Below are 24,812 nucleotides of genomic sequence, written 5' to 3'. Positions count from 1 at the left end.
CAATTTTTATTAACTGTTATCCTTGGCAATTGATCCTGGTTAATTATAGCTAAAACGATTAAATGTTAAATAAACAAAATAGGAGTATGAGAAGTATGAACGAACTTTACTACAAACCAAGTTATTTGCCCTCATTTTTTACAGCTAAAAAAAGAGATACTATTATAAGGCTAATCCTTGTAGTGCTGCTGGTAACACTGATGGCAACCATTCAGGGGTGTACAAAAAAAGTGTCGCCGCAGCCGGTTAACAATACCGTAGATGTTGCTGACAGGGGAATCAAAGAATTTTCATTACCTGGCAGTGTACAGGTAGGCGAAACGGTATTTAATCTTGATGGGGAGACATACGTAGTTACAATTAAATTAAAACCGGGTGCTAATTTAACCAGCATCACGCCAAGTGTAAAGCTGGCTGCGGGCGCCTTCATACACCCTGCTGTTGGTAAGTTGGTAACAACGGGAAACAGCGGAATATATAAAGTAACGCTACCGTCAGGTACCGTCCAAAACTGGAAAATTAACCTGGTGTATGAAGATGCAGCTTATGTGAACGATATTTTTAAAGAGAACTCAAAGGTGATGTTTGTTGGTAACAGCATTACCCATGGCGGCCGCTATCACTCATATATCTGGCTGTATTACATGACGCGTTTTCCTAACCACCGCATAACGGTTTTAAATGGCGGCATAGCAGGCGATATTGTTGCCAATATCAATAACCGGATGGTTGAAGATATCTTTCCTAAAAACCCGGATGTGCTTAACCTTACGTTTGGCATGAATGATTCGGGCTATTTCCAATATCTCTTTACTGATCCGGTAAAGACGTCTAACAGGCTGGTTTTTCAATGCGACAGCGCTTTTAAACTCGTGATCAATAAATTACAGGGACGCCCGCAAATGCAAACCATTATTATGTCGGGTTCGCCGTATGATGCCAAAACAACCGCCGTTGATGGTTACTGGAGCGAAAAGCCTGCAACTTACGAGCGGATTGTTACGCTGCAGAAAAACGCTGCTGAAGCTAATAACTGGAAATACATAGACGCATATCATCCTATGGACCAGATAAACCGGTTTTTTCAGCAATATGATCCCAAGTTTACTATTAGCGGTCGCGGCGACCGTGTACATCCTGAATCGGAAGGTCACCTGGTTTGGGCATACATATACCTGCGCAATCAAAACCTCAAAGGACACGATGTAGCCGACTTTACTATAGACGCTGCTAAAGGGCTTACAACCGGGGCAACTAACTGCGTAATAAGTGATGTGGTGAGCAGCGGTGGCAATGTAAGCTTTAATTACAAAGCCTACGCTCTGCCCTTTCCGCTTGATGAAACCAAACGTTCCGGCGACACGAGGCCTGCCTCGGCAGCGGTAAAATATATCAGCTTTATGCAGGACCTTAACCGCGAAATGATAACGGTGCAAAACCTGGCCGGTAAAACTTACGATCTTAAGATAGACGGCAAGGTAGTGGGTCGGTTTTCGGCAGATACGCTGGCTAAAGGCATAAATATGGCAGCCATTAAAACTACCCCGCAGTACCTGCAGGCCATGGAACTATTAAAAAAGAATGAAGAGCGTTTCAGTACAGAAAAAACCATGCGCGACTATTATGTGCAGGTTTACAACTTCGCCCGTCCTAACGGTATCACCAATGACAGTGATCCCGCTTCGCTGGAAAAAATGAAAGAACTGAAAAAAACCAATGCCTGGATTGACCTCGGCCTGTACGAGCGTGGCAGCAAACCTGAAACACGCAACGGCTGGCAGGATAAAATGGACAACCTGGTAAATGAGATTTATGCAGCTAACAAACCGCTTAAACGCAAAATCGAACTGGTGAAGGTTAACTAGGGGCAAGGATATTTCGATGGTTAAGATATATACATACTATTTATAATGAATAAAGCATATTGTTTTATAGCCGCATGCCTTTTGATAGGCGCTGTATCATGCAAAAAGCAAAGTTTTTTGGATGCGGTAGTCATAACTGACCTGAACGAACAAACTGTTTTTGCTGACAGTGCCCGTACCATGGACTTTTTGGCGAATATTTATAACGGCGTTGATTTTTCGTTTAGCAGCAGGCGCTTTAACGCCAATGATAGCCGTACAGGTATGAGCGCCGCGTGCGACGAAGCCGAAGGGCCGGCAAATTTATCCGATAATACATACCTCCAATTTGTAAACGGCACGGTCGACCCCAGCACTATTAAGGATGATGTTTACAAAACATCATACCAGTACGTGCGTGCAGTAAACCAGCTTTTACGGCATGTTGATACGGCGAAATTTTCGCAATCGCAACGTAACCGGGTAAAAGGAGAGGCGATTTTTTTACGCGGATGGTATTACTTTTTATTACTTAAGCATTATGGCGGCGTTCCAATTGTAGGTGACACATTGTATGAACGTAATCAGCCTATATCAACAAAACGTGCCACATTTGAACAAACAGTCAATTATATAGTTAGCCAGTGCGACCAGGCAAAACAATTGCTCAGCCGCGAATATGGTCAGCTTGATTTTGGCCGAGTGACCGTCGGTGCCTGCCAGGCTTTAAAAGCTCGCGTGCTGCTTTACGCCGCAAGCCCGCTCTTTAATGATGACGGAACTATTCCCGGCAACAATACACCTGTGGATTTAATGGCAGGTGACAATAAGGCATTAGTGGGGTATTATCCTAAGCCAACACATGAACAGGCGAAGGAACGTTGGCGTTTGGCCATGACCGCTGCCGACAGTGTTATGAAAATGAAAATGTATTCGCTTAACACCGGAACTACGCCAGGGGCCGGATTTTACCAAACTTTCACCAATAAGCTTAGTAGAGAACTTATATTTTGGCGTACAGTTTCAGGGCAACAAGTGGAGGAGGATTGGTCTCCGCCAACCCGCAGAGGATTACCCAATATGCAGGGTACTTATCCGTACCAGGAACTGGTTGACGCTTTCCCGATGAAGAATGGTAAAGCGATTACCGAAACAGGATCAGGCTACGATCCGGCAAATCCATACGCAAATCGCGACCCGAGGTTAAATTATACAGTATGCCGTAACCTCACCAGGAAAGCTTTGTATGTCGGCTCAGCTTTAACCATAGCGCCGGTATTAATTTATTTTAGTTCGCCTACAATTGATAGGGTGGGCTTAGGAACATCTACCGGGTATTACGTAAACAAAATGTTGCGCGACTCTACAGACGCTAATAATTTATTTAGTTATGGCGAACGTGCCTACCCGCTTATACGTTATGCAGAAGTACTACTGAATTACGCCGAGGCAAAAAATGAAGTGGACGGACCCGGTACACAAGTTTTGGAGCAATTGAAAGAGATACGCAAACGTGCTGGCATAGACGTTGGAGACGGCAATTACGGCCTTAAACCAAACATGAATAAAGAAGAAATGCGGGCAGCCATACAGCATGAGCGCCGCATTGAGTTAGCCTTTGAAGAGCACAGGTTTTGGGATGTTCGACGCTGGAAAATAGCACCTCAAACAGAAAATAAATTAATGAGCGGTATGCAGGCACAATTACAAGCCGATGGAACAAACACTTACCAAAGATTTTCGGTACGGCAGCATACCTTCAACCCTAAAACTTATTTATGGGCATTTCCGCAGCACGAAATTTCCAAGCCGGGCGGTTTGGTGCAAAATCCGGGTTACTAAACAAGTTAAATATGAGTATACACATAAAAAATATTAAGATACAGTTTTTTTGCATTGCCATATTGTCCGTGATGGCTGCCTGCAAAACTAACAAGAGTGAGTTAATAGAACCACAAAAGGATATCAGCGGTACCTGGCAAATAGCCAAAATTGTTCAAAATGGTATTGATATAACTCCTTATGCTGATTACTCGGCTTTCAGCATAACTTTTAATAAAGATAATACCTACAGTTTAAGCGGCGAACTCCCATTCATCGTAAATTCCGGGGGTACCTGGAATTTTAACGATCCGCAATATCCTTTTTCCATGTTGTTCAGGCCCACAGATGGTAACGCAATATCGTCAAAACTGGCTTTCCCTATCGTGGGCAGTAAATATCAACTTGGAATTAGCTTTATAAAAGGTTGCCCTGGAAATTATCAGAACACTTACCAATACACATTTAAACTTGCCGATAAATAAGCCGATGATTATGATGAAACAGATTAGAATACATAAGTACTTCAAATACCTGGTATTTGCTGTAATACTATTCAGCATAGGTATCATTCAATCATGTGTGGATGATATTGATCCGGTTGATGGCGTTGAACCGCAAACTGCGAAGGTGGGTGAAGTTATTACTATAAACCTTCTGGTAAAGATCAAATCAGAAGCGCTTGGCGACTTTGACCCGTCAAATTTATACATCGGATTTCTGGTACCCAGGAGTTGGAGGGCAACGCAGGGTAATAATACTACGATAACGTACACCAGCGACCTGGGTAATGGCCGGTTTGTATTGTTAAGTGATGATGTAAAGGTGCCTAACAGTGAGTATCCTGACCTGAGTTATCCTGATTATTTGAAAGCAGTTTATCGGGCTGGAAATAACTTTTTAGATGATCATGAATGGGTTGTATATAAAACCGATAAACAATATGTAATAAGGCAGGGCGCATCAGTAAATCCAATTATTACTATAAAAACCAAAGTAGGTCAGCAAAATATGTTTACCAAGCTTGCCTATTATGTAAGTTATAACGGTGCCGGAAGCGGACAGGGTAGTAATGATAATAAGGTGTTTTTAAGCACAAAGTGTCTTGAAGTAACCGGCGGCGCCAATGAAGAACCTATTGATTTTTGTAACAAGCCATTGGCAAACGCATCGCCGCTTGCTGCTTCAGATAATGATTTTTTAACGTTTGACTTTGATAATGACTTACTGCCGACAGGGCTAGCAGGCACAACTGATATTTATTTGTGCGCGCAGGCCACTACAGCCGACAATAAGGTGATTACCCGGTGCGGGGGTGTGCCGGCTAACCAGTTAAAGCCGTTGCCTAATGATGAATACAGGCTTGTGATATACCCACGCACGTTTTTTGGGCTTCAAAAGGATGAAACACTTACACGGATAACTTACAAGATAGCCAATAAGGATGGATCAGTAAAGGTTGGTAAACGCGGCACTGATGAAGCTTTTGTTTACAGGTTTACCTCATGCAATTAATAATACCACTCAAACAGCAACAATGAGATACTCTACAATACTATATAGTTGTTTTTTTATAAGTCTGGTTGTGGCCGGTTGCTCAAAAGAGCATGCGCCAAATCTTGATCCGCAGTATCAGAGCAAAGACACTGTAAAAACTTTTACGAACCCTATTAAGCGGTCAGCTCTTGATCCGTACGTCACTCAAAAAGACGGATTTTATTATTACATGAATACCGGGGCCAATTACCTGATACTTACCCGTACACAGGAGATGATTTTTTTAGATCAGGCCTATTCAAAAACTATCTATACACCGCCGGTCATTTCAGATTATAACACCAACGTGTCAAAACCCGAGATACATTTTTTGGAGGGTAAGTGGTACACCTATTTTTCAGCCGATAACGGCCAACCTGCCAACCGCCGCGTATATGTTATTGAAAACAGTTCGGCCGACCCGTTACAGGGAACCTGGGAATTTAAAGGCAAAGTGGCTGATCCTGCAAATGACTTTATAGCTACTGATGGTACAGTATTTGAATACAATAACGCTTTATATTTCTTATGGTCAGGTTTTAAAGCGGCACCAACTTCCGAAACCAATGTCGAGCAGTCGATATACATAGCTAAAATGAAAGACCCATATACGCTTGAAAGCGGCCGGGTTTTAATAGCCGAACCAACAAATGCCTGGGAGCGCCACCAGTATACTGAATCCGGAAAAACCTACCGGGTAGCGCTAAATCAAAATCCCGAAGTGATAAAAAATCAGGGGGGAGACGTATTTGTAACTTACACTGCCAATACATGTGTAACTGATAACGTATCGCTGGGGCTGTTAACGCTGAAGAGTGGCAGCGATCCGCTTGTTGCCGAAAATTGGACTAAATCCGCTTCACCTGTCTTCTCTTCTTCTCGTGACGCTTACGGACCCGCCTTTAACGGATTTTTTAAATCTGCAGACGGCAAGGAGGATTGGATTATTTACAACGCCAATCCATTACCCGGGCAAGGGTGCAATGTAACCCGTACACCGCGTATACAAAAATTTGGATGGAAGGCTGATGGTAGCCCCGATTTTGGAGCGCCAGTGGGTACAACGCTGGCAACCGATGCATTACTGCGGCCATCAAAATAGCACAACAACTTAAACTTCGCACTATTTAAATCAGATCTCATGTTTTATTGCTACTTAAAACGAACTATCATTATAACAGTTGTAATAGCCGGGTTGCTTCAACCATCGTACGCTGCTACAGCTATAAATAGTAAGGTGAAAAAGCAATCTGCACCAGCCGATACAATAAAAGGCAGGGTGATTGATGACTTTGGCCGGCAATTGGAGGGTGTAAAAATTGCAGTGGTTGAAGACACTGCAACAACTGCTGTTACAGATATAGACGGCGCCTTTCAATTAATTACCGCCCAGGGTAATAACCTTGTGCTTGCTCACCCTGAATTTAATATTCAAAGGCTTAAAATCAAATCGAAAAACCTAACCGTTAGGTTGTTAAAAACGTATATCAAAGATCCCGACACTATAGATGTACTGTATAGCAGAATAAAAGCCGAAAACAATTTAGGCTCAATAGCGTCGATATATACCAATCAAATAGTAACAACGCCAGCTACCATATTTCCATATGCACTGGCAGGGCGCCTGCCTGGCTTATCTGCAACGCAAACCTCCGGCTATCGTAATTTAAACCAGACCGACGCCTTATCGGCCACCTTGGCCGGATTTATCCCGACTACTACCGGTAACTCTGAGTCTGGCGATAATTCTGAAATAACCCTATCATTAAGGGGGCAGACACCAATAACTGTTATTGATGGTGTACAGCGTGAATTTTCATCTCTTGAATTTGAAAATATTGAGTCGATTTCTGTTTTGAAAGATGCACTTTCTACTATCCTGTTAGGGCAGCGCAGCTCAAACGGCATATTATTAGTAACTACTAAAAAGCCGGTAGCCGGTCCGCCGCGTATATCATTTACCGCGCAAACTGCTATGCAGCAACCATTAAAGCTGCCTAAACCGCTGCCGGCATATCAGTATGCTTATTTATATAACGAAGCACTTCAAAACATGGGCAACGCACCTGTTTATACCGATGCCGATTTTGAAGCGTATCGTAATGGTACCGACCCTTTTGGTTACCCGGATGTTAACTGGTTTAGCACCTTGCTCAGAAAAAGTTCGCCGATGCGAAAGTATAATCTCAGTGTTGACGGTGGAAGCAGTAAGGCCAGGTACGTTGTGGCTTTAGGTTACTTAAACCAGCAAGGCATGTTTAAGGATTATGAAATAGAAAGTTATAATACGAACACTGAATTTTCGCGATACACGATAAATACAAATGTGGATGTCGACTTAAGTAAAAAGTTTAATGTTTCGCTTCAATTATTCGGTCGTTTACAAAATGGCAATCAGCCGGGCGCAACTACCAATACTTTATTAAGTGGAATGTATACCACGCCAAACAACGCTTATCCAATAAGAAATGCGAACGGAAGTTTTGGGGGATCAAATGATTTTAAAACCAACCTGTTCAGTCAGCTAACGCAATCAGGATACAGGATTGATAATACGCGGGATGTTATGGTGAACCTTGACCTGACTTACAAATTTGACGATTTTGTTAAAGGATTGTGGGTTAAGGCCAAGGGTAACTTAACTACAAGCGAAAGCTCTATTACTGATAGAAGCAAAGTTTCATCGGTTTTTGAAAGGGTAATTTCCACCTCAGGTGATACTGTTTATAACAGGTACGGTAACCCCAGCGACCAGGTAAACAGTTTCGCGCTGGTATCAAGCTCACAATTTTGGTATGTTCAGGGATCAGCAGGTATCGACAGAAAGTTTGGATTAAACAACTTTTCGTTTTTTGTAATGGCTGATCAGCGCCGTGCTACTATAAACTTTGACCTGCCCGGAACTTATACCAACATAGCTGGTAAAGCTTCATATAACTATAATAATAAATATTTTGCCGAAGGTGCTTTAAATTATAGCGGGTTTGACCGTTATGAACCGGGTAAGCGTTTTGGCTTGTTTTACGCAGCCGGCCTGGGCTGGAAAATTTCAGAAGAAAGCTTCATAAAGGATAACGCCTCATGGATTGATTTATTGAAACTGAGGGCAACGTATGGCCGTACGGGTAACGCCAATATTGGCTATTACACGTACCGCACTTCTTACGAAGACGGTAACGACTATCAATTTGGGGCCGACGATCCGCCGGCGACTGCCGATGGCATGAAAGAAAAAGCACAGCTTACTACTGTAGGAGCCACGTGGGAAAAGGCAAACAAGCTAAATGTTGGGGTTGATTTCAATATTTTTGACAATAAGCTTCAATTCAGGCTTGATTACTATCGCGACAAGTACTTTGATTTAATGCAGCCGCGCGGCACAAGCACCAGCATTATAGGTGCAACTTATCCAAATGAAAATATTGGTATTAACTTGTATAACGGTGGTGAATTTACTGTAACCTATCAAAATCATTATAATGATTTTAACTACTTTATTACCGCTAATGCATCTATCGAGCAATCTAAGGTAATTTATGCAGATGAAATTCCGCGGGTAAATGATTACAACCGCCGCACAGGCCAGCCCGTTGGGCGAGGGTTTGGCTATGCAACAAACGGCATTATACAAACCGAAGAAGAAGCAGCATCAAGCGCCACATTTGAAGGGTATATATTGAAGCCGGGAGACTTAAAATTTGTTGACCAGAATAATGACGGTGTAATTAATGACTATGACCAGATAGCTGTAGGTACAGGTAAGCCGCGGATATATTATGGGGCCACTTTAGGGTTCAGTTATAAGGGATTTGATTTTAGCGTATTGCTGCAAGGCGTGCATAACAGGATAATAAGCCCTTACTACGGCCTCGATGCTATGCGTCAGGGTAACATTCTATTACTCAACCGCTGGACACCATCTAACCCGCTAGGCGCCACATTGCCACGCCTTACTATTGGCAGCAACGTTAACAACACGCCTTCATTTGGGTTAAACCGAACCTTTTATGAGCAATCTGGAAATTATCTGCGCATCAAAAATGTTGATTTGGGTTATAATTTGCCTTATAAATGGATAAGCCACTTAGGTATTTCGGGCATGCGTGTATTCGTAAATGGATTAAACCTGCTTACATTTTCAAAAAACAGCGATATCGATCCTGAAGTATTTGGCAATGTGTACCCCATTCAAAGGGTGATTAATACAGGCGTCAACATCAAATTTTAAATGAAATGAATTGCATGATGAATAAATACAAACATATTTTATTATTGACGGCAGTATTGGCTGTTTGTGCCAGTGCCTGCAAAAAAAACCTTGAAGAAGAGCCGTTGGAGCAATTATCGCCTGACTATGTTTGGGATACCCAGGATTCGGCAGGCGTTAACGCGTCAAAGGTGCTTAATGAAATATATACCGAAATACCCGCTGGTGCAAACAGAATATTCTCAGCTTCATCAAGTGAAAACGGCAGCGATTTTTTAGATGCAGCAACAGACGATGCAGTTTCGTCATCACCGTTTGTTACACCGGTAGAATTGATTGCGACAGGTATAGGCATCACGCCGTTCAGAAATGCGGAGGGTGGAAGCTTTGGCACGGATATTTGGGCAGCCAATTACCGCGGGATACGCAAGGCCAATATTTTTATGGCTAATATAGATAAGGTGCCGCTGGCCGGTACTTTACCAAACGGCACACGCTTACGCTCGGCATGGAAGGCTGAAGCAAGATTTTTACGGGCGTTGTTTTATTTTGAATTAGTAAAAAGATGGGGCGGCGTACCGATAGTAGGCGATGAGGTAAAACAAATTACTGATGACGTGCTTTTACCACGCAATTCATACGCCGAATGTGTGCAATATATTGTAAGTGAATGCGATGCGGTAAAAGACAGTTTACGTTTGGACCCGATAGATAATATCAACTTTGGGCGTGTTACCCGCGGCACCGCAATGGCCTTAAAGGCACGGATGTTATTGTATGCGGCGAGTACGTTGTACAATGGTGGCAATATCGGTACTTCAGGGCCTGAGCGTTTAGTTGCCGGTTATGAAAATGAGGACCGCAACAGATGGAAACTTGCAGCTGACGCTGCAGCAGATATAGTTCAGCTGGGTGTTTTTAGTTTGCAAGCTGACATGGTGAATACATTTATTGTTGCCAATAACAAAGAGGTAATTTTTGCTCGCAATAATGGTCGGGGTACTGATATTGAAAAAGCGAACGGCCCTATCGGTTTTGCCGGTGAAGCAACGGGCGGCAGTCGCACAAGCCCTACCCAGGAGTTGGTAGAAGCGTTCCCAATGAAAAATGGAAAGCCTATAACAGATCCTACATCAGGGTACAATCCCACAAGTCCTTATACAAATCGCGATCCCCGATTAGATTCAACCATCCTTTATGCAGGGGCAAGATGGTTAAATACCTTTATAGAAACCTACGAGGGTGGCAGGCATAAACCGGGTGGTTCAAAAACCCAAACTAAAACCAGTTACTACCTGCGCAAATTTATGGGGCATTTCAGAAATCAAAGTACTTACGCCCCGCATCCTCGCAACTTTGTGATGTTCAGGTATGCCGAAGTGCTTTTGAACTACGCCGAGGCACAAAATGAATTCAACGGGCCTGATAATAATGTATATGATGCTTTATATGCCTTGCGAAAGAGGGCTGGTATAAGTGCAGGTGCTGCCAACAATTACGGTATACCTCAAAATCTCACAAAAGAGCAAATGCGCGAAATAATCCGTAATGAGCGACGTGTGGAACTGGCATTTGAAGAACACCGTTACTGGGACATACGCCGCTGGAAAATTGCCGGCGAACTTGCTAAAAAACCTCTTCATGGATTAAGGATCAAAAGGTCAGAGGTATCCGGAAGTATTGACGGTACTAAAGTAATAGTGCTGCAACCACGGTTTCTTGAGCCGAAAATGTATCTGTATCCTATTGCTCAGAATGAGTTAGATAAAAACAAAAATCTTATTCAAAACCCGGGATGGTAATGAATATCCCTGTCATCTTATTAAATATTGCCCAACCAGTTATGAGAAAATTAATACGTTTAGTGCAGATCATGATGATCTTTATCCCGGTTATTGCCTATTCGCAGCAGGGTGCTGTTGTTAATGGGCTGGTAAAAGATGCTTCGGGATCGTTACCAGGGGTTACTGTAGTTGAAAAGGGAATGCCAACAAACGGCGTAATTACCGATGCCGACGGAAAATTTGCAATCACTTTAAAGGGAAACTCAAATATACTTGTGTTCAGTACCATTGGATATATATCACGCGAGGTGAACGTAGCAACCAATAAAGCAAATGTTGAAGTAAGGTTACAAACCAGTACGCAAGGGCTTGACGAGGTTGTTGTTGTGGGTTACGGCACGCGTACCCGTATAACCAATACCGGTGCCGTAAGTACAATATCGGCAGACAAAATAAAGAATATACCAACCTCAAGTGTGCAAAATACGCTGGCAGGACGTGTACCCGGTTTTTTTTCACAACAACGGTCAGGCCAGCCGGGCCGGGACGCGTCAGACTTTTTTATCAGGGGTGTGAGCTCGCTTAATGCTGATGGTAACCGTCCGCTGATAGTGGTAGATGATATTGAATACACATACGCCCAGCTTGCACAGATAAACGTTAATGAGATTGAAAGCATATCAATACTTAAGGATGCATCAACCACGGCTATTTACGGTATTAAAGGTGCAAACGGGGTATTGGTGGTAAGAACACGCCGTGGTGCAATAGGCGACCCAAAAGTTGGTTTCAGGATAGAAACAGGGGTGCAGACACCAGTGAAGAAGCCGGTTTTTTTGGATTCATACAACACGGCAGTTTTACGTAATGAGGCTTTGAGTAATGACGGTTTTGCTTCACAGTTCTCACAAACAGATATTGAATTGTTTCAAAACGGCACAGACCCATACGGCCATCCTAACGTTAACTGGTACCGCGAGATTTTTAAGCCATTGGCTATGCAAACCAACGCCAATATAGAAGTTTCGGGCGGCACAGAACGTGCTAAATACTTTATAACAGGAGGCGCGTTTAGCCAGGATGGCGCGGTAAAAAATTTCGCAACAGACCGTAGCGAAGTGAACAGCAACTTTTTTTATAAAAGATATACTTTTAGAACCAACCTTGATTTACAAGCAACAAAAACACTTGCGCTAAGGGTTGACCTTACCGGCAGATTTGGAGAAATTAATGAACCGGCGGCGAACGGAGCGCTGCTAAGCGAAATTTATAATTACGAACGGACTTCGCCTTATGGTGCGCCGTTTATAAATCCTAATGGAAGTTACGCTTATAACAGGTATTCAACTAATTTTTTGCCTACTATTAACAGCCGTTTAGCTACACAGGGTTATAACCGTACACGTACTACCGACTTTAACATACTGCTTGAGGGTAACCAAAAGCTAGATGCAATAACCCAGGGTTTATCAGCTAAAGTACGTGTATCATATGCAAGCACATCTGACATATTCCGTGGCCTGATACGTGGTGACAAGGTACCTACTTACCTATATACCCCCGCTACTGCAACCCAGCCCGAATCTTACGTGCGCCCTCCCGGCGGTCCGTTTGTTCTTTCACAGTTTGTACTGCGGGCCGGTAACAGCAATGCTTATAAATCGGTTAATATACAAGGCTTTTTAAATTACGATAGAAGCTTCGGTAAAAGCCGGATTTACGGGCTATTTTTATACAATAGAAACAGTAACAACAATAAATCTGATTTGCCTACAAACTACTTGGGTTACAGCGCCCGCGTAGGTTATGAATTTGATCAGAAGTACTTGTTTGATTTTAATATGGCCTACAATGGGTCTGACAGGTTTGCAAAGCAGTTTGGCTATTTTCCGGCGGTATCAGCCGGCTGGAATATTTCTAAAGAGAATTTCTTTAAAAATAACATCAAGTTTATCAGCCTTCTGAAAATCAGGGGCTCCTATGGTCTTGTCGGCTCAGACGTTACTCCTGGTAACAAATATTTGTACAGGCAGGAATACGGCAGGGGAGGCAGTTATAAATTTGGCTCAACCAGTGTAGATTATGCTGGTATAGTTGAAGGTGCATTGGGTAATGAGTTTATAACCTGGGAAAAACAACGCCAGTTTGACGTAGGTATTGACTTAAATGCTTTTAATGATAAAATAACCATGACTGCGGATTACTTCAGAAATGTGAGGTATGATCAATTGGTTGACCGTAAGTCAGTGTCTGAGGTGCTTGGTGTAGGTTTGCCTAAAGAGAACCTGGGCAAAGTGCTCAACCAGGGTTTTGATGGTACAGTTACTTTTAACTCATCAATAGGCGGCGTGCAATACAACGTGGGCGTTGTTTTCTCTTATGCAAAAAACAAAATTCTTTACTTTGATGAGCCCGCACCTGATTTCCCGCGTTTACTTGAAACCGGGCGACCGCTGGGCCAGCCTTTCGGTTACACATGGATAGGATTTTACAAAGACGAAGCGGATGTTGCTAATAGTCCTAAGCCTGCCACAGGCCAGGCCAAGCCAGGCGACCTGAAATATGCCGATCTTAACTTTGATGGTATAATTGACCAGAAAGATAAAGGTGCTATTGGTAAACCCAATTTGCAAAACCTAACATTTGGTTTGCCTATTGGCATACACTATAAAGGATTCGATGCAAATATCTTGTTCCAGGGATCATTAAACTATAGCCTTATATTAACCAACCAGGCTATTGAGCCGTTTCAAAGTCAATTGCAGCCGATACATCAGCTCCGTTGGACGCCGCAGACGGCTAACACAGCACAATTTCCGCGTTTAACTACAATCAGAAACACGATAAACAGCCCGTCTGCGTATCCGTCAGACTTTTGGTTAATAGATGCGCAGTTTTTAAGGCTTAAAACAGTTGAGTTAGGCTATGTTCTTCCTCAAAAACTACTGCCTTTAAAAATTGATAACGCCCGTATTTATTTAAGCGCTTATAACCTGGTAACCTGGACAAATTATTCGCTGTACCAGCAGGACCCTGAAGTAGCAAGTAATTCGGTCGGCGACTCCTATCTTAACCAGCGCGTCGTAAATATTGGCGTTCAGCTCGGTTTTTAAGTTGTTACACAGTATAATTGATACCATTACCGATTAAAAAAATACTATAGCACCTCGCCATGTAAACGGTGCAGCCTCTAATTCTTGATACAATAAATGAATAATTTTAAGTTTTATCTATACCTGTTTTTTTGCACATTCTGCTTATCTGATGTTTATGCGCAAACTACAAAGCTTTCATTAAACAGTACCAACCCAAGTATAACCTGGGAAATAAAACCGCAGGCAGATGTGAAAAATTCAGGGTTTGAAATTTCAAAGCCTGGTTTCAAAATACCTAACGCGGTTAAAGGTGTAGTTCCCGGTACGGTGTTTACAGCTTATGTGAATGCCAAACTTGCCCCTGAACCAAACTACGCCGATAACATTTGGAAGGTAGATGAAGCGTTTTATAATAGGCCGTTTTGGTATCGTACCGATTTTGCTTTACCTGCAGCATACACCAAAGGGCAGCGTGTTTGGTTGCATTTTGACAATACCAATCGTTATGCCGATTTCTACTTCAATGGTAAAAAGCTGTCAGGGACAAAAACGTCTACAAAAGACGTAAGCGGGCACATGCTTCGCACCAAGTATGATGTAACAGACTTGATAAATGCAACCGGAAAAAATGCCATTGCTGTACTTATAACCGATGCAGACCAGAAAAAGAGGCGTAATTCTTCAGACAACTTTGGTGTTACGGCCAGCCCCACGTACCTATCGGCTGCAAGTTGGGACTGGATGCCGTATGTCCCCGGCAGGCTAGCGGGAATAACCGGCAATACCTATGTGGAAGTAACCGGTGACGTTACCATGGAAGACCCATGGGTGCGTTCGCAACTCGAATCAAATGAAATAGCTTACCTGTATGTAGCTTCATTGGTGAAAAATGCGTCCGCTACAAAAAAGGAAGCTACCATTTCGGGGATTATACAGCCCGGCAATATCAAATTCTCAAAAAAAGTTACGCTTGAACCCGGCGCTTCCTCAAAAATTTACCTGGATAGGAGGGACTATCCACAATTCCTTATAAACGAGCCGAAACTATGGTGGCCTAATGGCTATGGCGAGCCGAATTTATATACTTGTAAGTTAACCTGCACAATTGATAACAAGGTTTCTGACGAGAAGGACATCACTTTTGGTATAAGAAAATATGACTATGCCTACGCCAAAAATGCCGCTGGCTGGCCTGTGCTTAATTTTTACATAAACGGGCAAAAAATATACCTGAAAGGCGGAAGCTGGGGAATGAGTGAGTACCTGTTGCGTTGCCAGGGCGAGGAATATGAAACTAAAATAAAGTTGCACAAGGACATGAATTACAACATGATTCGTTTGTGGACAGGTTGTGTGACTGATGATGAGTTTTATGACTACTGCGACAAATATGGAATTTTAGTGTGGGACGATTTTTGGTTGTATGTGGCCTACAATGATGTGGCTGATGATGATGATTTTAAAGCCAACGCACTTGATAAGGTAAAACGTTTACGAAACCATGCAAGTATTGCCTTGTGGTGCGGTGCTAACGAAACGCACCCTAAGCCCGAGTTAGATAATTATCTGCGGTCCATTGTAGCACTTGAAGATCATAATGATCGGATGTATAAGTCTAGCTCCAACCAGGATGGTTTATCAGGCAGCGGCTGGTGGGGAAATCAACCGCCAAGGCATCATTTCGAAAATTCAGGAAGTAACCTTGCCTGGAACAAGCCGCCCTATCCATATGGATCAGACCGCGGTTATGGAATGCGTTCTGAAATTGGTACCGCAACTTTCCCGACCTATGAAAGTGTTAAAATGTTCATTCCGGAAGATAAATTATGGCCATTGCCAACGGATGAACAACTGAAAAACCAGGACGATAATTTATATAACAAACACTATTTCGGTAAAGAGGCGTCAAACGCAAACCCTGTTAATTACAAAACTGCGGTAAACACCCAGTTTGGTGAATCCAAGGGGCTTGAAGAGTTTTGTGAAAAAGCCCAGTTCATCAATATCGAGGTGATGAAAGGAATGTATGAGGCCTGGAATGATAAAATGTGGAATGATGCAGCGGGCCTGCTTATCTGGATGAGCCAGTCGGCCTACCCTTCTTTTGTATGGCAAACTTATGATTATTACTATGATGCCACAGGGGCATATTGGGGGGCTAAGAAGGCGTGTGAGCCGTTGCATATTCAATGGAATGCGTCAAGTAACAGCATAAAAGTAGTTAATACAACTTCAAACAAACTAAGTGGTGCCGTTGCTACCGCTAAAGTATACAACCTTGCCGGCAAGGAGTTGCCAAAGTTTGGTAAAACCGCACAGGTAAATGTATCGGCAAGCGATGTAGCCGAGGCGTTTGTTTTAAACCTAAACCCGGCCAACCTAGCTGCCGGAAAAACAGCCGTTGCTTCATCGTCTTCAAATAATGGAACTGCAGCGCTGGCCGTTGATGGCGGTGCCGGCAGCCGCTGGGAGAGTGGGGGGACTGATGACCAATGGATTTATGTGGACCTTGGTCGCAAGGAAAAAATCAGTAGCGTTGTGATAAAATGGGAGAATGCTTACGCCAAGGCTTATAAATTACAAGTATCAGATGATGCCAAAAGCTGGAAAACGGTACATAATGTAACTGATGGAAAGGGCGCAACTGAAGAGATTTCACTTAAGCCTGTAAGTGCGCAGTATATACGGATGGCCGGTGTAAAACGGGCTACCGAGTATGGTTACTCAATTTATGAAATTGAAGTTTATGGTGATAAGAAGAAAGATTCAGACATTACTCCGCTTCAATTTATCAAATTAGAGTTAAAGGACAGCAAGGGTGATTTGCTATCTGAGAATTTTTATTGGCGCAACGGGGTAAAGGATCTTGATTACACACCACTTAATAACCTGCCTGTAGCTGATGTAACGTGTAGCCTGGTGAATAAATCAAAAACTAACCGTGCAGAAATATTGCGTATAAAAGTAAAAAACAACTCAAATACCGTTGCTTTTGGAAATAGGCTCAGATTGATTGATAAAGTTACCCGTCAGCGTATTTTGCCGGTGTTAATGCCCGATAATTACTTTACGTTGATGCCCGGCGAAGAAAGAGTGTTAACCATGGAAGCAGATTCAAAAATGCTTAAAAATGGAGCAGCCCTGATGCTTAAACAGTATGGATACGCAGAAAAGGAGAGCATCACTGTAAGCTTTTAACCGGTTAGCTGCCAACAGTAAATTAGTTCAATTGTAACGGATTAACCAATTAAATCATGACTATGAAGTCAAACAAAATAAAATCTATCCTGATAGCAGCAACTGCATTGCTGATTATACAGGGTTGTAAAAAGACAGAGCCGGTTATATCAGCTGAAAACGAGGTTGTCACAACTATCGAAAAATCGTCGGGTTTGCAAACCTTTGCAGCTACCGGCGAACACGGTACGTACCAGTTTATAGCTAAAGAAAATAACAAAAGCGGTCAGATACCCAATTTTGCGTTAAATAATTATGCTACCGCTGGAGTAGGGGATTTTTCGGGTACAGCACATCAGAAATTTCGCTTGACCTATATGGGCAATAACCTGTTCAAGATTATGAACCTGGGCAGCGGAAAGGTTTTGCAATCTGTTAAATATGAGGATACCCAGGTATTAGTGCAGAATAGCGAAAACGGCTCAAGCAGTCAGTTATGGGAAATTACGCCTGTCGGCAATAAAACTTACAGGGCTATAAATAAAGCAAGCGGCCTTGCTATTACCAGCAACGGCGCCGGTGTTGCGCAACTAACGCCTTATACCGGACGGTCGGCGCAGTTATGGGGATATAATAGGTTAGCTCCTGATGCTTACCGGGACGATCAGGTAGTTAACTTTTTTCACCGCACGCTGCCATCACAAGGTTCGGTAGCGTTTGACCAGGGAAGCAGTATACCATTGCCGGATGGCCGTGTACTGTGGGTAACCGAGGATGCTTATGATGGTAGCCGGCTTACGCCAAACGGCAATTTAAAGTGTGGTTTTTTCCAGTACAATAACTCCATATTGATACAACCGTCAAAAACGGATTGGAACCCTGACAATACACCTAACATGACCATTGCCAACAGCAGGCACAATCGTCCGCGTCAGATAGTTGATAATCAGCCGGGTACAGATGTAAGCTGGCCTGGCGTGGGTATTGAGGTAAACGGATTTGTGTATATGCATAATGCTGAAATAAAATTTGGCGGCGCTACCAAGCAAAGCATAATTAAACTGAAGGTTAACCCTCCGGGCCAAAACCAATGGGAAGTTGAACGTACACTTATAAAAGGGGTATCGGATCAAACTGACATTAGCTGGATAACCGGTATGAACAAACCCGGCGACGGCTACGTGTATGTGTTTGGTTGCAAAGGGGTTTTCTTCAACGCGAACAATATCTATGTTGCGCGCTTTGCAGAATCAGATCCAGCTACATGGACTTTTTGGAATGGTACCGCGTGGGCTGCTACGCCAAATTCAAGCCAGGCAGCAAGGGTAGGCACTTCACAATCAAACGTGGCCATAGGCTACTCAAAAGGTAAATACATCATGATGCAGCTCGACCTTGGTTATTTTTGTGACCCTAACCCGCACAGCATTTATTTATCAACATCAAGCAGCCCTACAGGGCCGTTCACCGCACCTGTTAAAGTATTTAGCATAGAAGACAGGTACCGCGGACACCTTAACCGTTACTACACGCCTATGGTACATCCTGAATTCGATAACGGCAAAAATGAATTGCTGTTAACTTATTCGGTTAACTACGGCGCGGGTTGCGCGGGTGTGAGCGATAACGCTTGCGAAAATAACGAGCAGCCATCTATCCACTACCAGGTTAAAGGCGTACGTGTTCCGTATTCTATGATAGGCATGTAACCACATAACACTATTAACACAGCTAATTAAATAAACAATAAAATAATGACTACGATTAACCCAGACTATAATACTAATACGTTCAGCGCCAAATCAAACTTGCGTATGCGTTTTAATAAATGCTTTACGCCTCTTTTATTGCTGCTGGCGGTAATGGCTATCACGCAAAGCTGTTCAAATAAAACCATGCGTAAAAGCCCGGCGCAACAGCAAACTCCTACGGTTAAACTGTTTAAAAAGAACGATCGTGTAATGTTTTTAGGTAATAGCATTACCCATGGCGGACGCTACCACAATTACATTTGGTTATATTACATGACGCGTTTTCCTGATTTGCGTTTCACCATTCTGAACGGTGGCGTTGCGGGCGACATAATTGCCAACATCAATAATAGGTTACAGGAAGATATTTTCAGCAAAAACCCAAATATCATCAACTTATCTTTCGGAATGAATGATTCCGGATATTTCCAGTACGCAATGTCTGATCCGGCTGTAGCATCTGATAAATTGGTGTTTAAGTGCGACAGCGCATTTAAACTGGTGGTTGCACAGCTTAACCAGCATCCCGAAATTCAGAAAATATTGATGTCAGGATCACCTTACGATTTGGAGACCAAAGTAAAGAAGGACAAAGGATGGGCGCCTAAGCCTGCCACTTTTGAGCGTATTGTGCAAATGCAGGCTACTGCCGCAAAAGCCAACAGGTGGCCATTTGTGGATATATATCATCCTATGGACCGATTGAACAAAGACAACCAAAAAGTTGATTCAAATTTCACGTTGAGCGGAAGCGGTGACAGGATACATCCGGAATCATACGGACACCTTGTATGGGCTTACTTATACCTGTGCAATCAAGGCCTTAAAGGCGTTCCCGTTGCGGATTTTACGGTTGACGCATCTCAGAAACGTGCTACGGCAGTTAATAACTGCGTGATAAAGAATGTTACCGGCACACAAAATATGCTAAGCTTTGATTACCTGGCCAAGTCGCTGCCTTTTCCGATAGACGAGGAGTTACATAACGGTGATAAACAGCCTGCTTCTGCAGCTTTAAGATATGTGCCATTAATGGATGATCTTAACAAGGAAATGTTACGTGTAACAAACCTGGATGGCAAAACTTATGAATTGAAAATAGACGGCAAAGTTATGGCCAGTTTTACTGCTGAAGACCTGGCAAAGGGCGTAAATATGGCTGCAATAAAAACAACACCACAATATCTTCAGGCAATGGAGATACTTAAAAAGAATGAAGAACGTGGCACTGTTGAACGTGAAACGCGCAGCTACGCGGTACAGGTTTACAATTTTGCGCGGGCGGGCGGTATAAAAGTTGATAACGACAGTGCGTCGTGGGCAAAAATGCGCGAAATGAAAAAAACAAACGGCTGGATTGACAATGACTTGTACGAACGTGGTAGTAACCCGGCCACCCAAAAAGCATGGCAGGATAAGATGGATAGCCTTGTAAACGAGATTTATGCGAGTAACAAGCCAGTTAATCATAAAATACAGTTAGTAAAAATTAATTGATGATATTTTGAAGTAATGAGGCCCAGGACAAAAACAGGCTGCTGGGCTCATTATTCTAACTTTTACCATACTAAAATCACTTGCCGGCTTAAGCAGGGCAAAAGCACCAGAGCAGATGAATTTATCTTTGAAACGCCGCTTTAAAGCGCTTTACCAATTTTTTGTGTTGGTGTTAATACCATTTAACACCTTTGCCCTAACCAAGCAGTTGATATCGGCTGATTCTACAATTAATCTCAGCGTGGCTTTGCCTTTGCAAAGTAATATGGTTGTGCAGCAAAACAAGCCGTTAAAAATTTGGGGGCATATTAAAAAAGGCCAGTCCGTAACGGTAACTGCCGACTGGCTCGAAAACGGCGTGACAGTAAAAGGAGACGCATCAAATAATTTTCTGGCGATAATTAGCGTACCGGCTGCAAAAAAAGGGGATTATAGCAAGCATGCTATCCAAGTAACATCAGGCAACCAAAAAGTTGAATTAAGTAATTTACTTATCGGCGATTTATGGTTTTGCAGCGGTCAGTCAAATATGCAGTTTGCCATGCGCGAAGTGAAAGATGCCGAAAAAGCCATCGCATCGGCAAATTATCCCAACCTGAGAGTATTGAATGTTAAGTTTAATTGGAAGGATAAACCATCTGAGATTTTCGAAGGAAAGTGGCAGGAATGCTCTCCTGCTTCTGTACGGGATTTTAGTGCCATTGGCTATTATTATGCCGTTGAGTTACAAAAACAGCTTGATATTCCTATAGGAGCTATATACTCCGGAGTAGGTGGGTCAGTAGCGCAAGCCTATCTACCAGAAGAAGTGCTGGCCGGTGATTCATTATTAAAAGCCACCTACCTTGATCCATTTTATAAGGGCGACGCGTATAAAAATAGTGATTTGAATAAATTTACCTTTGGCACTACTTCGTACCCATATCTAATTTATAACGGTATGATCTATCCTTTCCACAACCTTTCTATTAAAGGGTTTCTATGGTACCAGGGCGAGTCTAACCGGTCAGAGAGGGAGAGTTACATACAACTTACAGGCACCTTAATTAAAACCTGGAGGCAAAGATTTGCACAGGGCGATCTTCCGTTTTATTATGTACAGGTTGCGCCGCACGCATATCAAAAAATGGATTCCACATTGAACGATTATGCATTTTTCAGAGAGGCGCAGGAGCAACTGTCAAATATCAGCAATACGGCGATGGTTGTTACCATGGATGTAGGCGATCCGCAGGATATTCATCCAAAAAATAAAAAGCCGATTGCCTCGCGTTTGGCGCGTGTAGCCCTTAACCGTACATACAATCGTCTTGACGTAGCTTATAAGGGGCCGCAGTTTCACTATGCCGAGTATAGCAAAAACAAAACCGTTGTTCATTTTGAACCCGCGTCGGTTGCAGGCGGTTTAAAAACAAGCGACGGTAAGGCACCTAAATATTTTTTCGTTGCAGGCGATGACCAGAAATTCCATCAAGCGGAAGCGCAGATAGTAGCGAACACGGTAGTTTTAACCTGTAAAAAAGTTAAACAGCCGGTAGCTATACGGTACGCCTTTACCAATTATCCAACCACTAACCTTGAAAACGGGGAAGGTTTGCCGGCTGTGCCATTCCGAACTGATAATTGGACCGAACCAAATAACAGGGCGACCCAGTAATATGTTCAGCAGTTGCTGTACTAACCCAGGTTCAAATACGCTCACTTTCAGCCGATGAAGTTTGTTTTATATACGGTTGCCATCTGCTTTTGATGCTGTACCGGATGAGCGGCTGTAAGTGGGCTAAAAATTGAGCGCCTGGCCGAGCCCGGATGATAGTGACGCACCTGTAAACCAAATGCTTCACTACGATCAGCAAAAAGCTGTTGGTTTAATAGCGCAGTGTCTTTTACTTACCCGCCGTTATGGTAAAACACTTACGGTTGCAACGGGCACCGGAGCAATGATATCGACCAATTGCAGGGCTAAAATTTCAGTTTTATAGCGTTTTATTTTTGCGTCAACAAAGCTATGCGTTTGTACTTTGCCTTGTATATACAATAGTTGTCCCTTGTTCAACTTAAGTCTGTTCAGGCACTCATTATCGTCATTAACTTTTATATGATGGTACTCCACATGTTCCATGTCGCCTTTTGCAGCGTTTATAATTTCGGTGGTGCGCGATATAAAACACAGTTGCTTTTTTTTATCTGAAGAAAAATGCCAGCGCAGCTCACGGTCTATATGTCCGATTAAAAATGCCTTGTTAAGGCCGGTGTTAGCGTAAGTGCCCAGGGATTGTATCATTTTACCATACGCTGATACAATGACAACCGGCAGGTTGCATGTAGTATTATCGTTTTTTATATGGGCGCGTATTTCGCCGCCGTTGATGCCGTCAAGCAAAAAATCAACAAGGAGCAGATCAGGCTTATAGTTTTTTATTAATCAAAATATGTCTTCCGTTTCGCGTACAGGCTGCACATCAAATTAGTTGCCATAGTTAAAGCGCATAACCTAAAATTTAATAAATTAATTAGAACAATATATAAACACTGCTTGTTGTCTGATTAATTGTTGAGGCTGCTTTTTTGTCGATCCTTAGATATGGCTGCCAAATACCGGCGTCTGATAGTAAATGCTTTTGCTGACAGTCTTTATAACAACTGGTTGCTCAAACAAGTTTACGGGCAAAAGGATAAATTGATTTACAGGAAATACGTGAATAAGTTATGCATAGCCGCAATCGAAGACGAATATGTAAACCGTATTCTTATCATGGCGGGAAAAAGTTGTTAAGGGTACAGGTAGCCATTATAGTGGTACTATTGCTTATCCTGTTGGTTTTAAGTGCGGTTATATAAAGTTTATAATAGTAACAATTAGGGAAATACTATATGAAGAACAAATTAATATTAGCATGCACAAGCGCTGCCATCATATTGGCTTCATGCGGCAACGGCAGTCCTGACAGCGCAACTGACAGTGAATCGCAGGGGCAGGCGAAAACATTTGAGCGCGATACCACCGCCCAAAGTAATGCCGGTAGCGACACTGCAAAACCTTATAACGATAAACCTGATGCTAACCACTAATTCCATTAATACATGAGCAACGAAAATAAAATAACACGCCGAAAGTTAATAGGCGGTATAGGGGCGGGGCTGGCTATATCGGCTATCTCGCCTGCGTTGGGTAGTTCAATTGATGATAGCCTGAGTGCCGCGCCGGCTTTGGAAGATCCTACAACAAAATATCCGCGGCCGCCCTTTAAACGGCAGGTGCAGCCCTGGCCGGCGCTTGCGGGCAAAATGGAGCCAAGGCCTGATCATGGCGAAAAGAGCTACAAAGGCAGCGGCCGGCTGGCGGGGCGTAAGGCGCTGATAACCGGCGGCGACTCGGGTATGGGCAGGGCTGCGGCTATTGCTTACGCACGCGAAGGTGCGGATGTAGCTATCAACTATCTGCCTGCGGAGGAGCCCGATGCCCGCGAAGTTGTTCAACTGATAAAGGCTGCAGGTAAAAAAGCTGTGGCCATACCCGGCGATTTACGCGACGAAGGTTTTTGCAAGCGCCTGGTTGATGATGCTGCCCGACAAATGGGCGGCCTTGACATACTGGTATGCAATGCAGCCCGGCAGCAAGTGCATCAGTCAATAGCTGACCTCTCTACAGAGCAGTTTGACTGGACAATGAAAACTAATATCTACGCACCATTTTGGCTCATCAAGGCAGCATTGCCTTACCTGAAACCGGGCTCGGCCGTCATCGGCACAGCTTCAGTGCAGGCCTATGATCCATCGCCCGAACTGTTTGATTATGCCATAACCAAGGCGGCTACCGTAAATTTTGTAAAATCACTGGCTAAACAACTTGGCCCTAAAGGTATACGTGTTAACGGCGTGGCACCCGGGCCTATCTGGACGCCTTTACAAGTGGCCGAAGGCGGTTCGACCCCTGAAAAACAGACCACCTTTGGCCAGCAGACGCCTTTAGGGAGGCCGGGTCAGCCTGCTGAACTTGCATCAATTTATGTTCAGCTGGCAGCAAGTGATGGCAGCTTTGCCAACGGGCAGATATATGGCGCAGCGGGTGGTGAGGGACAGCCTTGATAGTTTAAATA

Annotated in this window: 15 protein-coding genes; 14 read left to right on the top strand and 1 reads right to left on the bottom strand. The window is 43.3% G+C overall.

From position 1 onward, the window contains the following. The first annotated feature begins 86 nt into the window (after window positions 1-86). The 12 genes from DJ568_RS09150 to DJ568_RS09095 all read left to right on the top strand — a co-directional run bounded on the left by DJ568_RS09150 (window position 87) and on the right by DJ568_RS09095 (window position 22,369). Entirely contained in the window at window positions 87-1,865 is a 1,779-nt protein-coding gene (locus tag DJ568_RS09150) for an SGNH/GDSL hydrolase family protein (protein WP_158534906.1), read from the top strand. A gap of 45 nt (window positions 1,866-1,910) precedes the next feature. Continuing rightward, on the top strand, window positions 1,911-3,686 hold the full coding sequence (locus DJ568_RS09145; RefSeq protein ID WP_114004958.1) for a RagB/SusD family nutrient uptake outer membrane protein: 1,776 nt from the start codon (window positions 1,911-1,913) through the stop codon (window positions 3,684-3,686). An 11-nt stretch (window positions 3,687-3,697) separates the two neighbouring features. Continuing rightward, complete coding sequence (locus tag DJ568_RS09140) at window positions 3,698-4,150, top strand: DUF5004 domain-containing protein (RefSeq protein WP_158534905.1); 453 nt, start codon at window positions 3,698-3,700, stop codon at window positions 4,148-4,150. Window positions 4,151-4,160: 10 nt separating this feature from the next. Beyond that, entirely contained in the window at window positions 4,161-5,180 is a 1,020-nt protein-coding gene (locus tag DJ568_RS09135; RefSeq protein ID WP_158534904.1) for a DUF4961 domain-containing protein, read from the top strand. 22 nt (window positions 5,181-5,202) lie between these two features. Beyond that, window positions 5,203-6,303 (top strand): glycoside hydrolase family 43 protein, encoded by a 1,101-nt coding sequence (locus DJ568_RS09130; protein WP_158534903.1) that lies wholly within the window; start codon window positions 5,203-5,205, stop codon window positions 6,301-6,303. A gap of 39 nt (window positions 6,304-6,342) precedes the next feature. Then, entirely contained in the window at window positions 6,343-9,429 is a 3,087-nt protein-coding gene (locus tag DJ568_RS09125) for a SusC/RagA family TonB-linked outer membrane protein (protein ID WP_114004954.1), read from the top strand. A gap of 14 nt (window positions 9,430-9,443) precedes the next feature. Continuing rightward, complete coding sequence (locus DJ568_RS09120) at window positions 9,444-11,210, top strand: RagB/SusD family nutrient uptake outer membrane protein (protein WP_233496663.1); 1,767 nt, start codon at window positions 9,444-9,446, stop codon at window positions 11,208-11,210. A gap of 41 nt (window positions 11,211-11,251) precedes the next feature. Next, window positions 11,252-14,305 (top strand): SusC/RagA family TonB-linked outer membrane protein, encoded by a 3,054-nt coding sequence (locus DJ568_RS09115; RefSeq protein WP_114004952.1) that lies wholly within the window; start codon window positions 11,252-11,254, stop codon window positions 14,303-14,305. A 96-nt stretch (window positions 14,306-14,401) separates the two neighbouring features. Then, window positions 14,402-17,485 carry a discoidin domain-containing protein gene (locus DJ568_RS09110; RefSeq protein ID WP_114004951.1) on the top strand — a complete coding sequence of 1,028 codons (3,084 nt, stop codon included), beginning with the start codon at window positions 14,402-14,404 and terminating at the stop codon, window positions 17,483-17,485. Window positions 17,486-17,547: 62 nt separating this feature from the next. Next, on the top strand, window positions 17,548-19,173 hold the full coding sequence (locus DJ568_RS09105) for an RICIN domain-containing protein (protein WP_158534902.1): 1,626 nt from the start codon (window positions 17,548-17,550) through the stop codon (window positions 19,171-19,173). 45 nt (window positions 19,174-19,218) lie between these two features. After that, complete coding sequence (locus DJ568_RS09100) at window positions 19,219-20,712, top strand: SGNH/GDSL hydrolase family protein (RefSeq protein WP_114004949.1); 1,494 nt, start codon at window positions 19,219-19,221, stop codon at window positions 20,710-20,712. 115 nt (window positions 20,713-20,827) lie between these two features. Then, window positions 20,828-22,369 carry a sialate O-acetylesterase gene (locus DJ568_RS09095; RefSeq protein WP_114004948.1) on the top strand — a complete coding sequence of 514 codons (1,542 nt, stop codon included), beginning with the start codon at window positions 20,828-20,830 and terminating at the stop codon, window positions 22,367-22,369. A 243-nt stretch (window positions 22,370-22,612) separates the two neighbouring features. Here the strand turns inward: DJ568_RS09095 and DJ568_RS09090 are convergent, their stop codons facing one another. Continuing rightward, entirely contained in the window at window positions 22,613-23,095 is a 483-nt protein-coding gene (locus DJ568_RS09090; RefSeq protein ID WP_114004947.1) for a single-stranded DNA-binding protein, read from the bottom strand. Between the two features lie 491 nt (window positions 23,096-23,586). On the opposite strand from DJ568_RS09090, the gene DJ568_RS09080 reads away from it, so the two are divergent. Next, window positions 23,587-23,784, top strand: coding sequence for a hypothetical protein (locus DJ568_RS09080; RefSeq protein ID WP_114004945.1), 198 nt, complete (start codon window positions 23,587-23,589; stop codon window positions 23,782-23,784). Window positions 23,785-23,796: 12 nt separating this feature from the next. Continuing rightward, window positions 23,797-24,801 (top strand): SDR family oxidoreductase, encoded by a 1,005-nt coding sequence (locus DJ568_RS09075; protein WP_114004944.1) that lies wholly within the window; start codon window positions 23,797-23,799, stop codon window positions 24,799-24,801. The last annotated feature ends 11 nt before the right edge of the window (window positions 24,802-24,812 follow it).

The organism is Mucilaginibacter hurinus, assembly GCF_003324525.1.
In the GTDB taxonomy this organism is placed as follows: domain Bacteria; phylum Bacteroidota; class Bacteroidia; order Sphingobacteriales; family Sphingobacteriaceae; genus Mucilaginibacter; species Mucilaginibacter hurinus.
This window is presented reverse-complemented; position numbering and strand designations above follow the sequence as displayed.

Coding starts and splice junctions, on each gene's coding strand:
- DJ568_RS09150 (WP_158534906.1), top strand. CDS start 87: ATGAGAAGTATGAACGAACTTTACTACAAACCAAGTTATTTGCCCTCA.
- DJ568_RS09145 (WP_114004958.1), top strand. CDS start 1,911: ATGAATAAAGCATATTGTTTTATAGCCGCATGCCTTTTGATAGGCGCT.
- DJ568_RS09140 (WP_158534905.1), top strand. CDS start 3,698: ATGAGTATACACATAAAAAATATTAAGATACAGTTTTTTTGCATTGCC.
- DJ568_RS09135 (WP_158534904.1), top strand. CDS start 4,161: ATGATGAAACAGATTAGAATACATAAGTACTTCAAATACCTGGTATTT.
- DJ568_RS09130 (WP_158534903.1), top strand. CDS start 5,203: ATGAGATACTCTACAATACTATATAGTTGTTTTTTTATAAGTCTGGTT.
- DJ568_RS09125 (WP_114004954.1), top strand. CDS start 6,343: ATGTTTTATTGCTACTTAAAACGAACTATCATTATAACAGTTGTAATA.
- DJ568_RS09120 (WP_233496663.1), top strand. CDS start 9,444: ATGATGAATAAATACAAACATATTTTATTATTGACGGCAGTATTGGCT.
- DJ568_RS09115 (WP_114004952.1), top strand. CDS start 11,252: ATGAGAAAATTAATACGTTTAGTGCAGATCATGATGATCTTTATCCCG.
- DJ568_RS09110 (WP_114004951.1), top strand. CDS start 14,402: ATGAATAATTTTAAGTTTTATCTATACCTGTTTTTTTGCACATTCTGC.
- DJ568_RS09105 (WP_158534902.1), top strand. CDS start 17,548: ATGAAGTCAAACAAAATAAAATCTATCCTGATAGCAGCAACTGCATTG.
- DJ568_RS09100 (WP_114004949.1), top strand. CDS start 19,219: ATGACTACGATTAACCCAGACTATAATACTAATACGTTCAGCGCCAAA.
- DJ568_RS09095 (WP_114004948.1), top strand. CDS start 20,828: ATGAATTTATCTTTGAAACGCCGCTTTAAAGCGCTTTACCAATTTTTT.
- DJ568_RS09080 (WP_114004945.1), top strand. CDS start 23,587: ATGAAGAACAAATTAATATTAGCATGCACAAGCGCTGCCATCATATTG.
- DJ568_RS09075 (WP_114004944.1), top strand. CDS start 23,797: ATGAGCAACGAAAATAAAATAACACGCCGAAAGTTAATAGGCGGTATA.